Annotated in this window: 10 protein-coding genes and 1 pseudogene; 5 read left to right on the top strand and 6 right to left on the bottom strand. The window is 73.8% G+C overall.

Translation table 11 applies throughout. The features are described from left to right. Positions 1-6 precede the first annotated feature (6 nt). From ACZ3IL_RS23850 to ACZ3IL_RS23860, 3 genes are all read right to left on the bottom strand, one after another. A complete protein-coding gene (locus tag ACZ3IL_RS23850; protein ID WP_467393169.1) occupies positions 7-1,749 on the bottom strand; it encodes a pyruvate dehydrogenase in 1,743 nt (580 codons plus the stop codon). A 27-nt stretch (positions 1,750-1,776) separates the two neighbouring features. Continuing rightward, positions 1,777-3,420, bottom strand: coding sequence for a protein phosphatase 2C domain-containing protein (locus ACZ3IL_RS23855; RefSeq protein ID WP_467393171.1), 1,644 nt, complete (start codon positions 3,418-3,420; stop codon positions 1,777-1,779). Between the two features lie 123 nt (positions 3,421-3,543). After that, on the bottom strand, positions 3,544-7,305 hold the full coding sequence (locus ACZ3IL_RS23860; RefSeq protein WP_467393173.1) for a S8 family peptidase: 3,762 nt from the start codon (positions 7,303-7,305) through the stop codon (positions 3,544-3,546). 229 nt (positions 7,306-7,534) lie between these two features. On the opposite strand from ACZ3IL_RS23860, the gene ACZ3IL_RS23865 reads away from it, so the two are divergent. Beyond that, complete coding sequence (locus tag ACZ3IL_RS23865) at positions 7,535-8,518, top strand: TrmB family transcriptional regulator (protein WP_467393175.1); 984 nt, start codon at positions 7,535-7,537, stop codon at positions 8,516-8,518. A gap of 80 nt (positions 8,519-8,598) precedes the next feature. After that, entirely contained in the window at positions 8,599-9,081 is a 483-nt protein-coding gene (locus tag ACZ3IL_RS23870; protein ID WP_467393177.1) for a DUF456 domain-containing protein, read from the top strand. 112 nt (positions 9,082-9,193) lie between these two features. Here ACZ3IL_RS23870 and ACZ3IL_RS23875 read toward each other — a convergent pair whose 3' ends face one another. The 3 genes from ACZ3IL_RS23875 to ACZ3IL_RS23885 all read right to left on the bottom strand — a co-directional run bounded on the left by ACZ3IL_RS23875 (position 9,194) and on the right by ACZ3IL_RS23885 (position 12,778). Next, positions 9,194-10,594, bottom strand: a complete 1,401-nt coding sequence (locus ACZ3IL_RS23875) for a bifunctional transcriptional activator/DNA repair enzyme AdaA (RefSeq protein WP_467393179.1) — start codon at positions 10,592-10,594, stop codon at positions 9,194-9,196. Between the two features lie 212 nt (positions 10,595-10,806). Continuing rightward, entirely contained in the window at positions 10,807-11,931 is a 1,125-nt protein-coding gene (gene rsgA / locus ACZ3IL_RS23880) for a ribosome small subunit-dependent GTPase A (RefSeq protein ID WP_467393181.1), read from the bottom strand. A gap of 649 nt (positions 11,932-12,580) precedes the next feature. Further along, entirely contained in the window at positions 12,581-12,778 is a 198-nt protein-coding gene (locus ACZ3IL_RS23885; protein WP_467393183.1) for a hypothetical protein, read from the bottom strand. Here ACZ3IL_RS23885 and ACZ3IL_RS23890 point away from each other — a divergent pair. The 3 genes and pseudogenes from ACZ3IL_RS23890 (at position 12,771) to ACZ3IL_RS23900 (ending at position 14,824) form a co-directional block, all read left to right on the top strand. Next, complete coding sequence (locus ACZ3IL_RS23890; protein WP_467393185.1) at positions 12,771-13,343, top strand: replication initiator; 573 nt, start codon at positions 12,771-12,773, stop codon at positions 13,341-13,343. The two genes, ACZ3IL_RS23885 and ACZ3IL_RS23890, sit on opposite strands and share 8 nt — an antisense overlap. A 6-nt stretch (positions 13,344-13,349) precedes the next feature. Beyond that, positions 13,350-13,532 (top strand): helix-turn-helix domain-containing protein, encoded by a 183-nt coding sequence (locus ACZ3IL_RS23895; protein ID WP_467393187.1) that lies wholly within the window; start codon positions 13,350-13,352, stop codon positions 13,530-13,532. Next, positions 13,529-14,824, top strand: a pseudogene (locus tag ACZ3IL_RS23900) (tyrosine-type recombinase/integrase). Before ACZ3IL_RS23895 ends, ACZ3IL_RS23900 begins: the two are co-directional and overlap by 4 nt. Positions 14,825-14,885: the final 61 nt, after the last annotated feature.

Raw genomic sequence — 14,885 nt, forward strand, 5'->3', positions numbered from 1 at the left:
GGAGCGTCAGGGCCTGGGTACGTTCCGCAGGTTCGACCGGGCCATCTGGAGCATCCGCCCCACTCCCCCGTCCAGGACCATCTTCCCGGCGGAGAGCGCGAACCCGGTGACCATGTCCGCCTTGATCTTCGGCGGGATGGAGAGGGCGTTGGGGTCGGTGACGACGTCCACCAGGGCCGGCCCCTTGTGCTTGAAGGCCGCCTTGAGCGCGCCCGCGAGCTGCTTGGGCTTCTCGACCCGGACGCCGTAGGCCCCGGCGGCGCGGGCGATGGCGGCGAAGTCCGGGTTCTTGTTCGTCGTCCCGTGCGAGGGGAGCCCGGCGACCATCATCTCCAGCTCGACCATGCCGAGCGAGGAGTTGTCGAAGACGACGACCTTCACGGGCAGGTCGTACTGGAGCAGGGTGAGGAAGTCCCCCATGAGCATGGAGAACCCGCCGTCGCCGGAGAGCGTGACGACCTGGCGGCCCGGGTCGGCGAACTGGGCGCCGATCGCCTGCGGCAGCGCGTTCGCCATCGAGCCGTGGCTGAACGAGCCGATGATCCTGCGCCGCCCGTTCGGGGTGAGGTAGCGGGCCGCCCAGACGTTGCACATGCCCGTGTCGACGGTGAACACGGCGTCGTCGTCGGCCAGTTCGTCCAGCACGGAGGCGACGTACTCGGGGTGGATCGGGGTGTGCTTCTCGACCTTGCGGGTGTAGGCCCTGACGACCCCTTCGAGGGCTTCGGTGTGCTTCTTGAGCATCTTGTCGAGGAAGCGGCGGTCCTTCTTGGCCCGGACCCGGGGGGTCACGCAGCGCAGGGTCTCCCGGACGTCCCCCCAGACGGCGAGGTCGAGCCGGGAGCGGCGCCCGAGGCGCTCGGGCCGGACGTCCACCTGGACGATCCTGACGTCGTCGGGCAGGAAGGCGTTGTACGGGAAGTCGGTGCCGAGCAGGATCAGCAGGTCGCACTCGTGGGTGGCCTCGTAGGCGGCGCCGTAGCCGAGCAGACCGCTCATGCCGACGTCGTAGGGGTTGTCGTACTGGATCCACTCCTTGCCCCGCAGGGCGTGCCCGACCGGCGCCTTGATCCGCTCGGCGAAGCTCATCACCTCCGCGTGCGCCCCGGCCGTGCCGCTGCCGCAGAAGAGCGTCACCCGGTCGGCGTCGTCGATCATCCGTACCAGGGCGTCGACCTCGGCGTCCCCCGGGCGGACGGTGGGCCGGGTGGTGACGAGCGCGGTCTCCGCGCCCTTCTCGGGGGCCGGCTCGGCGGCGACGTCGCCGGGCAGCGAGACGACGCTGACGCCGCCGCGGCCGACGGCGTGCTGGATCGCCGTGTGGAGCAGCCGGGGCATCTGCTTCGGGTTGGAGACGAGTTCGCTGTAGTGGCTGCACTCGCGGAAGAGCTGGTCGGGGTGGGTCTCCTGGAAGTAGCCGAGGCCGATCTCGCCGGACGGGATCTGCGAGGCGAGGGCGAGCACCGGGGCCATGGAGCGGTGGGCGTCGTACAGGCCGTTGATGAGGTGCAGGTTGCCCGGGCCGCAAGAACCCGCGCAGGCGGCGAGGCCCCCGGTGATCTGGGCCTCGGCGCCCGCCGCGAAGGCCGCCGTCTCCTCGTGCCGCACATGGACCCAGTCGATCCCGCGGGTGCGGCGGACGGCGTCGACGACCGGGTTCAGGCTGTCGCCGACCACCCCGTAGAGGCGCTTCACGCCCGCGCGCACGAGGATGTCGACGAACTGTTCAGCGACGTTCTGTTTGGCCATGGTCCCATCAACACACGACCTGCCGGGTTACGCCTCCCAGACGGCCACCGCCGTACGGTCATCGGCGTAACCGGTCACCCTCAGCTGGGTGTCGGCCAGGAAGTCGGCGAGGCCGGGCGGCTCCGCCCCGGTCCAGCGGTCGGCCAGCTCCCGGGCGAGGCCGGGTTCGCCGCGCATCGGATCGGCCAGGCCGGGCGAGGCGAGGAGCAGGGTGTCACCGGGACGGGCCACGGAGGCGCGGAAGCGGAACGGCTCGGCCGGCGGTGGCACGGGCTCCTCGACCAGCGGTCCGGGCGCGGTGGTGATGCCGAGGTCCATGGTGAGCCGGTCGCCCTCCTCGGTCGCCTCCGGCCCGGACGGCGGCGAGCCGAACCCGACGACGGGGGCGCCGGTGACGGCGGCCGGTTCGGGCAGGAGCGGTTCGATGTCCTGCCAGGCGCCGTCGCGGAGCCGGAAGAGGCCGCCGGCGCCGACCCCGAAGAAGATCCGGGTGCGGCACTCGGGGTCGGCGGGGAGGAGGAGGCAGCGGAGCGCCGCGGTGTACCCCTCGGGCGCGAGGCCCTTCTCGGCGGCGCGGGCCCGCAGCTTGCCGTACGTGCGGTCGGTGAGCCGGTGCAGTCCGGACTTGAGGTCGCGGCGGCGGCCGGACCTGATGTCCTCGGAGAGCCGGGCGTGGCTGCGGCAGACGGCCTCCGCGATCCAGCGGCAGGCGTCGGCCGCGGCGGTGTGGGCGTCCTCGGCGGCACGGGAACCCGCGGCGACGGCGACGAGGACGAGTGCGGTCTCGTCGTGGCCGAAGCGGGCGGTGAGGAGGGCGTCGCGGCGGAACTCGCCCCGGTAGCGGGCGGAGTCGCCGCGTACGGAGGCGGCGCGCAGGGTGCAGGTCCCGTAGCGGGCGCCGTCGAGGACGGTGTCCGCGACCAGCCCGGCGAGTTCACCGGGACGGGCGACGGGCAGGGCGGTGGGTTCGGGGTCGTAGGTCGGCGGCCGGCTGCCGACGAAGCCGGTGCGGGGCCGGGGCACGGCGGCCCGGCCGGCCGGACCGGTGTCGTCGCCGCCCTCCCCTACGGGGCCGGGGTCCTGGTCCGGCGGCACCGGGGCGGTGGGCGCCTCGACGGGCGGCGGGGGCGGCGAGGGGAAGGTGCGCGGACCGTCCTCGGGCGGCTCCCAGGGGGCACGGACGGGGACGGGGGGCGCGGAGGGGACGGGCGGCACGGGCGCGGGTGGCGCGGAGGACGCGGGAGCTTCGGGCGCGGGGGCGGGTGGTGCGGGGGTGGACGGCGCGGGGGCCGGTGGTGTGGGGGCGGACGGCGCGGAGGGCGCGGCCGGGGTGGAACGCGCGGGGTCCGGGCCCGCCGCGGGGGGCGTGGGGGCCGCGGGGGGCGTAGAGACCACGGGCGGCGCGGGCGGTACCGGTGCCGCGGGTGCCTCGGCGGCGGCCGGGGCCGGCGCCGGCTTCGCGGTGGCCGTGCCCGGCCCGGCGGCCGGTGCCGCCGGGGCCGGTCGCGCGGCCCGGGGATCGGGGGGTGGCGCGTCGCCCGGTGGGCCCGCCGTGGCGCGGGCCGCCGTGTCGAAGTGGTCGTCGAGCGTGTCGCCCGGGTCCGTCGGGGCCGTGTCCGGCGCCGACTCGTCGTAGAGCTTGTCCCACCAGCTGTCCGCCTGCTGAGTCATGCCCTTATTGTCCACCGTGCGCGGGTCCCGAAAACGGGACATCGCGAAAAGCGTCGCGGCACACGGGTGGTCCGCCGGACGGCCCCACCCCCCACGGGAAGGACGTCCGGCGGACCGGCGTGGTCAGCGCACGTCGTAAGCGCGGACCACGGTCTGGGTGACGGAGTTGCCGTTGGCGTCCGTCAGTTCGGTCCTCAGGGTGACCGGTTTGCCGGTCGCGCCCGCGTGGTTCACGGTCGCGGTCCAGCGGCCGCCCTGCGGGGAGACCCGTGCCCCGGTCCAGGTCTCGCCCCCGTCGTAGGAGTACGAGAGCGTGGCCGAGACGATCGCCGCGGGGGTGTAGCCCGCGTGGCCCGTGACGGTGAGGCCGATGTGCTGGCCGTCGGTCGCGGGGAGGGTCTTGAGGCCGTCCTCCGGAAGGTCGTACCGGGGGAAGAGAATCGGGATGCCCTGAGAATAGACGTTCTCGTCGAGCTTGGAGGTGAATTTCCACACCGAGTTGACGGACGTGGAGCGGGCCCACACCTTGCTGGCGATCTTCGCGACGTTCTGTTCGAGCGTGTACGTCCCGGCTTCGGCCGGTACCTCGAAGGCGCCGTAGGGCCAGGCGTTCTGGCCGATGAGTTCGCCGTCGCGGTGGAGGCGGAGGTTGCCGACGTCGCCGAAGGAGCCGGGCACGGCGTAGTGGGTGTTGTCGCCCCACATCGCGGCGGCGAAGCCGATGAGGTTGCCCTGCCGCTCGGCGGCGAGGACCGGCTTTCCGTCGGTGTCGCGCGGCGCGGTGGGGGCGATGACGCCGTCGTACCAGCGCTCGGTGCGCCTCTCCCCCGCCGTGTAGGCGTGCCGGGTGCCGACCATGAGTTCCCCGAAGGGGAAGTTGCTGCCGACCAGTTGCTCCCAGGCGGTGTCGCCGGTGGAGTGGTACTCGGTCCGGGTGCCGGGCATCGGGACCCCTTCGAGGGAGGCGAAGGAGACGCGGAGGCCGTTGGGGCGGTACGCCGCGGGGCTGTCCATGAAGTCGGTGGCGATGCCGGTGGAGCCGTACGTGGAGTCCGTGCGGCCCAGTTCGCGGTCGCGGACCCGGTACTCCTTGCCGGCGCGGATCGTGCCGGTCTCGGGGAACGCGAGGTTGTAGACGTACGGGCTCTTCGCGGTGGCCTCCCAGGCGAGGGTGACCGGACCCGCCGCCAGCCTCGTCAGGAGCGCGGCCGCCTCCGCCGACGGGACGGAGAGGGCCGGCAGGCCGGCGCCCATGAAGCCACCGGCCGGGTACCAGCGGCCGGGGGCCGAGTGGTGGGCGACGACGGCGACGGCTCCGGCGGCCTTGGCCGCGCGGACGACGGGGAGCACGTCCCTGGAGTCGTCCGGGAGGCGGACGAGGACGACGCGGTCCTTGGCCCCGGCGGCCCTCAGTTCGTCCGGGGTGCCCGTTCCGGCGTCGACGAGCGGGGCGGAGCCCGTGCCGTCGAGGTTGTCGGAGCCGGTGGACGCGGTGAGCGGGTGCAGGGTCAGGCCGTCGCCGGTGCGCAGGGAGGTGATCTGCGGGGCGGTGGCCCGCCAGTAGCTGCCGAACTCGAAGTCGCCCTCCCCGGCCCGGCCTTCCACGGAGGCGTAGTAGCCGCGGATGCCGCGCGGTCCGGCGGCGGTGCCCGCGTGTATCCAGAAGTCGTCCCAGGAGCGGGCGAACGAGAGGGTGGCGCCGCGCAGTTCGGTGGCCCGGTCCGCCCTCACCGACAGCTTGTGGGCCTTGCGGGCGTCGAGGACGACCGTGGTGTCCTTCTTCAGCTCCACCTGCGGGCGGCCGAGGTAGGTGAGCGAGTCGTTCAGCGTGGCGCCCTCGCCCGCGTCGGGGGTGGTGACGAAGGAGGAGAGGAAGTAACTGCCGGGGCGCAGGCGGTAGACCTGGTCGGCGGCGCCCTCGTTGAAGCGGCGCTCTCCGGAGGCGTCGTCGGTGCCGATGACGTCGAGGGAGGAGGAGCCGGCGGCGGGCCTGCCCAGCCGGTCGACCAGCTTGACGCGCAGGGTGACGGTCTCGGGCTCGACGTACAGGGAGAACGGGGTGGAGACGTGGACGCCGCCCCTGCCAGTGGCGGTCACGCGGCCGGTGACGTCGCCGTACTGGGCGCGGTCCAGGCGGGCGGCGGGGTCGAGCTCCAGCGGGACGTTCACGGTGGTGCCGGCCGGGACGGTGACGGTCCGCGCGCCGAGGCGGGCGACGGTCGACCTCACGCGGGAGCCGTCGTTGCCGGTGACCTTCTCGACGGCCAGGTCCAGGGTGACCGGGGCGGTGGAGGTGTTGGTGTACGGGACGGAGACGGTGGTGCGGTCGCTCCTGTCCTGCGGCCAGGAGAAGGTGCCGCCCTGGACGGCGGGGGCTCCGAGGACCTTCTGGTCGACGGCGGCCTTCACGTCGAGGCGCCCGGCGCCGACCTCGCGGACGTCGCCGGGGACGCCGCTCGCGGCGGAGGCGACGAGCGCGGCCTTGATCTGCCCGGGGGTCCAGTCGGGGTGGCGCTGCTTGACGACGGCGGCGGCGCCCGCGACGTGCGGGGTGGCCATCGACGTACCGGACATGGACTGGTAGGCGTACAGGCCCCGGCCGCCGGCCGCGGCGGCGGAGATGTCGACGCCGGGCGCCGCGATCTCGGGCTTGAGGGTGTGGCTGACGAGCGTCGGGCCGCGGCTGGAGAAGTACGCGGTGGAGTCGTCGCGGTCGGTGGCGCCGACGGTGAGCACGCTGGGCGCGCAACCGGGCGAGGAGACGGTGTTGAGGGAGGGGCCCGCGTTGCCGGCGGCGATGACGAAGAGGGCGTCCCCGTCCTTCGCGAGCTGCTCGGCGGCGACGCTCATCGGGTCGGTGCAGTCGGTGGGGACGGGGCTGCCGAGGCTCATGGAGACGACGTCGGCGCCCTGGGCGACGGCCCACTCCATGCCGGCGATGATCCAGGAGACCGCCCCGGACCCGGAGTCGTCGAGGACCTTGCCGTTGAGGAGTTCCGCGCCGGGCGCGACGCCCTTCTTCTTGCCTCCGCTCGCCGCGCCGGAGCCGCCGGCGGTGGAGAGGGTGTGGGTGCCGTGGCCCTGGTGGTCGCCGGTGGTGGGTGAGTCGGTGAAGTTCTCGGAGACGGTGACGCGGCCCTTGAGGTCGGGGTGGTCCGTGTCGGCGCCGGTGTCGAGGACGGCGATCCTGGTGCCCCGGCCGTCGTAGCCGGCGGCCCACGCCTCGGGGGCGTGGACCTGCTTCGTCGAGCGCTCCAGGGTGGCCTCGACCTTGCGGTCGAGCCAGAGCTTGCGGATGCCGGAGGCGGTGCGGGCCCTCGGGGCGTCGATCTCGGCCCAGAAGGTGGCGGCCCGCTTCTTCTCCGTGGTGAGCGCGACGCCGTCGACGGCCTTCAGGACCTGGCCGCGCCGGGCGCTCCGGGGAGTGAGGGGGACGGCGCGGGCGACGTCGGAGCCGTAGACCGCGATGAGGGGCAGGGTCGTGGTGGCGGCGTCGTCGTAGCCCTGCCGTATCAGGCCGGTGACGTTGAAGAGTTCCTCGTCGACGCGTCCGGCGGCGAGCGCGGCGGCGGCGGTCTCGGGGTAGACGTACAGGTCCTTGCCGGAGCGGCGGGTCTGGACGAAGGGGACGGTCCCGTCCTCGCGGGGAAGGGCCGTGGCCGCCGGGTTGCCCTCGGCGTCGTGGGTGACCACGACGCGGTCGCCGGTGACCAGGGTGACCGTGGCGGTCCGTGCGCCGGTGCGGGCCTGGGCCTCGCTGCCGACCAGGGGTCTCTTTCCGGCCGTGCCGTCCCTCGGCTCATTCGCCATGGACGGCGCGACCGCGGTGGCGGCCAGGACGACGGCGGTCGCCGCTCCCAGGACCGTACGCGAAATCGGGCGCATCGCTCTCTCCATCTGATTCCGGGAAGAGGGCGCAAGAGGCCCGCCCCCAGGGTCCGTTGGTGCTGCGGTGGCGCCACATTGGCAGAGGTGGGGGCGGTGCGGGGATGATGGGGCGGGCGGGAACACGCCGTGGCCTTTTCCCGCCAGGTCACCAAGGAACGAACGCCTCCGGTGAACGTCCCCGGAAGGCGGGGCGTCCGGCGGAGGTGTGACGAGGGGCGGGGCATCCATGCTGGGAGCGATAGGGCTCGACGAACGCCAGGAGTCCGCGTACCGCGCCCTGGTCGCGCTGGGCGCGGCCGAGGTCACGGACCTGGCGCACCGGCTGGCCCTGCCCGAGCGGGAGACCGAGCGGGCCCTGCGGCGCCTGGAGGCGCAGGGGCTCGCCGCCCAGTCCTCGGCCCGTACGAAACGCTGGGTCGCGGCCCCGCCGGGGGTGGCGCTCGGCGCGCTGCTGACCCAGCAGCGCCACGAGCTGGAGCGGGCCGAGCTGGCGGCCGCGCTGCTCGCCGAGGAGTACCGGGCGGAGGCGGCGGAGGGCGCCGTGCACGATCTGGTGGAGGTGGTGACCGGCGCGAGCGCGGTGACCCACCGCTTCCTCCAGCTCCAGCTGGGCGCGTCGGAGGAGGTCTGCGCCCTGGTGACGGGCAAGCCGATCGCGGTCTCCGGCCTGGAGAACGAGGCGGAGGAGCAGGCTGCCGGGCGCGGGGTGCGCTACCGGGTGGTGATCGAGCGGGAGGTGCTGGGCCTGCCGTCCGGGCTCCTGGAGCTGGCGGCGGCGCTGGGCCGCGAGGAACGCATCCGGGTCACGGACCGGGTCCCCACGAAGCTGGTGATCGCCGACCAGTCCCTGGCGATGGTCCCGCTGACCGGGCGGGGCGCGGAACCCGCGGCGCTCGTGGTGCACGCGAGCGGGCTCCTCGAATCGCTGGCGGGCCTCTTCGAGTCGGTGTGGCGGGACGCGCTGCCGCTGCGGCTCGGGGCGGGCGCGCGGATCACCGAGGACGAGGCGCCGGGCCCCGACGTGCTGGACCTGGAGATCCTCTCCCTGCTGCTGGCCGGGATGACGGACGCGAGCGTGGCGAAACAGCTGGACCTGGGGCTGCGGACGGTGCAGCGGCGGGTGAAGGGGCTGATGGAGCTGGCCGGGGCCACGACCCGGTTGCAGCTGGGCTGGCACGTGTACGAGAAGGGCTGGGTCGCCCGGAGCTGACCCCGGCGCCCTCCGCGCGGCGGTACCCCGTCCGCCCGCCGCGGCCTGCGGGGACCCGCGTCGTCGTGCACGCTGGCACCGTGGGTGTGTGGCAGCTCCTGATGATCGGGACGGTGATGCTGCTCGGCCTGTCCGGGGTCCTGGTGCCCGGTGTGCCGGGAACGTGGCTGGTGTGGGCGGCGATGCTCTGGTGGTCGCTGCACGAGCGGACGGGCCTCGCCTGGACCCTGCTGGTCTCCGCCACGGGTCTGCTGCTCCTCACCCAGGTGATCGTCTGGCAGCTGCCGCCGCGCCGTTTCCGGGGCGTCGGGATCACCCGCCGGATGGTGGTGTACGCCGGGGCGGGCGCGCTCCTGGGCTTCGTCGTCGTTCCGGTGCTCGGCGCGGTCCCCGGCTTCGTCGGCGGGATCTACCTCGCGGAACGGCTCCGCCTCGGCGGCCACGGACAGGCCGGGGCGGCGACCCGGGCCGTGATGCGGGCGGTGGGCACGAGCGTGCTGGTGGAGCTGTTCGCCTGTCTGCTGATCGCGGGGGCGTGGGCGGGCGCGGTCCTCTGGGGCTGAACCCGGGCGGACGGGAGGTAGGAGCGGTGGGGGCCCGTGCCGGGAGGTTCACGCGCCGGGAGGTCCCTGTGCCGGGAGGTTCACGTCTGGGGAGGTTCCCGTACCGGGAGGTTCACGTCCCGGGAGGTCGTCCGGGGCCGTGGCTCTCGGGCGGGGTCCCGAGGTAGCGGGCGGCGTACGAGCGCCACGGCCGCCACTCCTCCGCGTCCGGGCCCGTCCCCGGGGCCGCGTGCGGGCCGTCCGCCGGAGCCACGTCGGGGTCGCCGAGGGCCCGCATCCGGATCAGGGCGGCGGCCCCGGGGGTCACTCCGGGGACGGCGAGCAGCGCGCGTTCGGCCTCGTCGCGGTCGGCGCCGGGGTCGAGCCGTACGGCTCCGCCGGCGAGCGCGCGGGCCAGGGGGCCCGCGACGGGGTGGCCGGTCAGGTCCCGGGGCGCGGGGAAGAGGTGGGTGAGGCCGCCGCAGGCGGTGGCCAGGGGGGTGCCGTGTTCCTCGACGGCCCGGGCGGACCCCTCGGCGCCGAGGAGGACGCGCAGCGCGAACTCCTCCGGGTCGGCCGCGCCCGGGGAACGCACCCCGGGGCGGGCGGCCACCTCGGCGGCGAGGGCGGGGACGGCCCCGAGGCGTTCGGCGACGGCGTACGGGTCGGCGTCCAGGTCGAAGAGGCGGCGCAGCCGGTGCACGGCGGTGGTCAGGTCGCGCAGTTCGGTGAGGTGGATGCGGGCGTCGAGCCAGTGCCCGGCGGAACGCTCGTCCACGGAGACGACCCCGGTGCCGTACGGGAGGCGGAGGGTGCGCCGGTAGGTGCGGGCACCGGGGGCGCCGACGACCTCCTCGACGCGGGGCACGGCCTCGGCGGCGAGCAGGTCGAAGACCTCCCCGGCCGCGTACGGCCCCCGGTGGGCGAGCCGGAGCGGCACCCCGGCGGCGAGGGCGGTACGGGCTCCCGCGCCGCTGCCGGCCTCGGCGCGCAGGGCGGTGGGGGTGCGGGCGTAGACGGCGCGGATCGTGTCGTTGAACTGGCGGACGCTGGCGAAGCCGGCCGCGAAGGCGATCTCGGTGACGGGGAGGCCGGTGGTCTGGAGCAGCAGCCGGGCGGTGTGGGCGCGCTGGGCGCGGGCGAGCGCGACGGGCCCGGCGCCGAGTTCGGCGGTGAGCTGCCGCTGGACCTGACGGGCGCTGTAACCGAGGCGTCCGGCGAGGCCGGGCACGCCCTCGCGGTCCACGACGCCGTCCCCGATCAGCCGTACGGCGCGCCCGACGACGTCGGCCCGTACGTTCCACTCGGCGGAGCCGGGCACGGCGTCCGGGCGGCAGCGGCGGCAGGCACGGAAGCCGTGGCCCTGGGCGGCGGCGGCCGTCGGGAAGAAGGCGACGTTCCGCCGCTTGGGGGTGACGGCGGGGCAGCTGGGACGGCAGTAGATGCCGGTGGTCCGGACGGCGAAGAAGAACTCTCCGTCGAACCGCGCGTCCCTGCTGCTGACCGCCTCGTAGCGGGTGTCGTCGTCCCTCACGGGTTCCAGTGTGCGGCCGCCGGGCACCCGGGGCTCGCGGTTTTCGGACACCGCGTTCCCCGGGGCCGTACGACCGCACGACCGCGGCACCGCACGCGTACGGGCTACCGCAGGCGCACGGGCCACCGCGCGCGTACGGGCTACCGCAGGCGTACGGGCCACCGCGCGCGTACGGGCTACCGCAGGCGTACAGGCCACCGCGCGCGTACGGGCTACCGCAGGCGGCCGTTGCGCTTGAACTCCACGGCGGCGCGCCCCGCGGTCATCGTGCGCTTCCAGTCCCTGCGGATCTCGCCGCGCAGGCGGGCGTCGGTCTTGGCGACGAGCCGCTGGTTCTCCCGCAGCAGCTTGCGGTAGCTGTCCAGGCGCCGCTCGGGCAGGGTGCCGTCCTCGATGGCGGCGGTCACCGCGCAGCCCGGCTCCGCCTCGTGGGCGCAGTCGTGGAAGCGGCAGTCCCGGGCCAGTTCCTCGATCTCCGAGAAGACCTGGCCGACGCCGGCCTCGGCGTCCCAGAGCCCGACGCCGCGCAGGCCGGGGGTGTCGATGAGGACGCCCCCGCCCGGCAGGACGAAGAGGTTGCGGGTGGTGGTGGTGTGACGGCCCTTGCCGTCGACGTCGCGGGCGGCCTGGACCGACATGACGTCCTCGCCGACGAGGGCGTTGGCGAGGGTGGACTTGCCGGCGCCGGACACGCCGAGCAGCACGGTCGTGCCGCCCGCGATCGCGGCGGAGAGCACGTCGAGCCCCTCGCCCGTGGCCGAGCTGACGGGCAGCACCTGGACGCCGGGGGCGACGGTCTCGACGTCCTCGACGAGGTAGGAGAGCCCGACGGGGTCGGGGACGAGGTCGGCCTTGCTGAGGACGACGACCGGCTGGGCGCCGGACTCCCAGGCCAGGGCGAGGAAGCGTTCGATCCGGCCGAGGTCGAGCTCGACGGCGAGCGAGACGGCGATGACGGCGTGGTCGACGTTGGCGGCGAGGATCTGCCCCTCGGACCGCTTGGAGGACGTGGAGCGCGCGAAGGCGGTACGGCGCGGCAGGCACGCCCGCACGTACCGGGGATCACTGGCGCCCTCGGGGTCGACGGCGGCCCAGTCGCCGGTGCAGACGACCCGCAGCGGGTCGTGCGGGGTCACGAACGCCGTGTCGGCGCGGACGGTCCCGTCGGCGGTGGCGACGTCGCACTGACCGCGGTCGACCCGGACGACCCGCCCGGGAACGAGCCCCTGCGCGGCGTACGGCGCGAAGGCGGCGGCCCAGCCGGAGTCCCAGCCGTGGGCGTCGAGCGGGGAGGAGTCGGAGGTGCGGGAAGCACGGGAGGAAAGCGGGAAAGACAAGGGGGAACCCTTCGAAGGGCGGCCCCGGCGGCGCGCTCCGAGCGCGCGGATCGAGTGGGTGTCAGCCGGAGACCACAGGGGTGGGCACGATGAACTCCTGAATGCGGGCAGAGCCCGTCACCGTGACAGTCATCAATGTCCTCACCTCCTGCTTCTTCTCGACGAACCGATCACCGCCCCCTCGGGAGCGGATGGACAGCACCCTAGCCCCGCCCCGGGCGCGGCACCACCGATTAAATCCGAGACCTCGCCACGGGCGTCGGCTGGGGCGTCGTGCCGCGGGTCGCCCGGTGTCCCGGGCTGGCGCCAACTTCACCGCAGGCCTCCGGGACTTCTCCACCATGCGGCCAACACCCCTGCCGCCACGGGCTCCACGCCGCGAGGGGAAGCTCGCGGCGCCGTGAACCAGGGCGCCTCCGGGCGGCAGGCCGTGCGGTGTTCGTTCCGCACGGCCGGTCGCGCAAGGAGACCGATGCCGCCGCCACCGGCGGGGGAACCGGGTCTACGGTGCGGGTGGCAGCAGCCTCGAAGGGCGACCACTTCGCCTCCGGGAGTGAGCTGGAGACGACGATCTCCATCCGGACCTCGCAGGTCCAGAGTGCCCTTCAGTCGTGCGCACATCTCGAACCGCTCGGACTGCTCGAAGAAGTCACACGCGGAGGACGATGCCGGGATCGCCGCACCCCTCAGGAACCGGGGCGGCTCTGCGGTACCCGTCTCCCGCCTCGCCGAGCACTTCGCGCAAAAGGTCCCGGATTACCAGCAGCGCGGGCTGATCCGCTTCCACGCCGTCATCCGCCTCGATGACCCCGCAGGCTCCTGCCCCCTCCGCCGCCCGCGTGGCCACGCCCGAACTCCTCGCCGACGCCATCCGCGCCCATATCGACGGGCCCGAGGTCAACGGCCGCGCCCTCTCCTTCACCTTCGGTGAGCAGATCGATACGAAAATCATCCGGTCCATGGCCTTCCAGGCAGGGACCACGATCACGGAGGGCAAGGTCGCCGGCTACGGCGCCAAGTACGCCACCAAGGGCACCGAAGTCGCGACCGGCACCCTCGACCACCACCTGAAGAGGATCACCGAACTCTGGTTCGAGTCCGTACCCGAGCACGCCGCCCGCATGATCCGCACCGCCTGGGCCCTCGGCGCCCGCGACGACCTCAAGCACCTGAACCTGCGCAAGTGGGCCCACATGCTCGGCTTCCGCGACCACTTCTCCGCCAAGACCCGCGCCTACTCCACCACCCTCCGCGCCGCCCGAGCCGCCTGGCATCGCCGCCATCCAAACCCCGCCGCCCTCACCGACCCCCTCGTCCTCGCCCACTGGGCCTACGACGGCACCGGCCTCACCCCGACCTCGAACGCCTCGCCGCCCTCATCGGAGGTGGCCCGACACGCGAACAGGAGGTGACAGCCGGTGCGTGACGACGAACTCCTCACTGTCCCCGAGGCAATGGCCCGACTCAAGATCGGCCGCTCCGCCCTCTACGACCTCCTACGCACCCGCCGCCTGGCCTCGTTGACCATCGGCCGCACCCGACGCATCCCCGCCCACGCCCTGGACGACTACGTCCAGCGCCACCTGGAAGAGGACGCCTGACGACCGCCCCCAAGCGCAGGAAGGCCCGCACCAACGACGAAGGCACCATCTACCAACGTAAGGACGGCCGCTGGGAAGCCGCCGGATACGTCCTCGCCCCCGGCAATACCCGTCACCGCATCCGCGTCTACGGCACCACCCGGAAGGAAGCCCTTGCCAAGCTCACCGAGAAGATCGCCACCAGCAACTGAGGCATTCCCGTCCCCTCCGCGCAAGGCAGCGTGGCCGCGTACCTCACGTACTGGCTGGAGAACGTCGCCGTCCACCACCTCCGCGAGAACACCCACACCCGCTACACCACCTGCATCCACCGGTACCTCATCCCCGGCCTCGGCAAGAAGAAGCTCACCAAGCTCACCGCCAAGGACGTCCGCACCTGGCTCAACCAGCTCCGCACCACCTGCCAGTGCTGCACGCGCGGCACCGACGCCCGGCGCGACCAGCCCCGCTGCTGCGCCGTCGGCCAGTGCTGCTTCAAGCTGCTTTCGCCGCTGATGCTGACCTACATCCACTCCGTGCTCAAGTCCGCCCTGGAGCACGCCGTCCGCGAAGAGGAGATCCCGCGCAACGTCGCCCGCAACGTCCGCACCGGCACCCCACGGCCCCGGCGCTTCGAACCTCTCACCGCCGACGAAGCCCGCCAGTTCCTCGCGGCCACGCGCGGACACCGGTTGCACGCGCTGTTCGAACTCGCCCTCCACACCGGACTCCGCAAGGGCGAAATCCTCGGCCTGCGCTGGGAAGACCTCGACCTCGACAACGGCATCGCCAACATCCGCCGCACCCTCCAGCGCACCGGTACCGGTGGCCTCACTACCCTGCCGACCAAGACCCGGGCCTCCGAACGCCGCATCGCCATCCCCACCCGCTGCGTCCGCTCGCTGAAGCTCCACCACGAACAGCAGTAGCGCGAGCGCGAGGCAGCAGGCATCGCGTGGCAGCGCAGCGGGCACGTGTTCACCACGGTGCAGGGCAGACCGATCGACCCGACCAACCTCACCCGCGCCTTCACTACGCTCCTCCGCCGCGCCGGCCTCCGCCGCATCCGCTTCCACGACCTCAGGCACTCCACCGCCACCCTGCTCCTGGAACAAGGCGTCGAACTCGTCGTGATCAAGGAACTCCTCGGCCACGCCCACATCGGCGTCACCGCCACCGTCTACGCCCACGTCCGACTCCGCCTCCAGCGCGACGCCATCGACACCCTCAGCACCGTCCTCGGCACCCCGGAGATCACCAAGACGGTCAACAGCAACGACGACGAACCGCCCTGCCCCGCCCTCGTGCGCTGACGTTGCCGTCAACTACTGCCGTCACCAACGCAGGAGCCCCGCCAGGACATACCTGACGGGG

Source organism: Streptomyces sp. NPDC014907 (genome assembly GCF_055562975.1).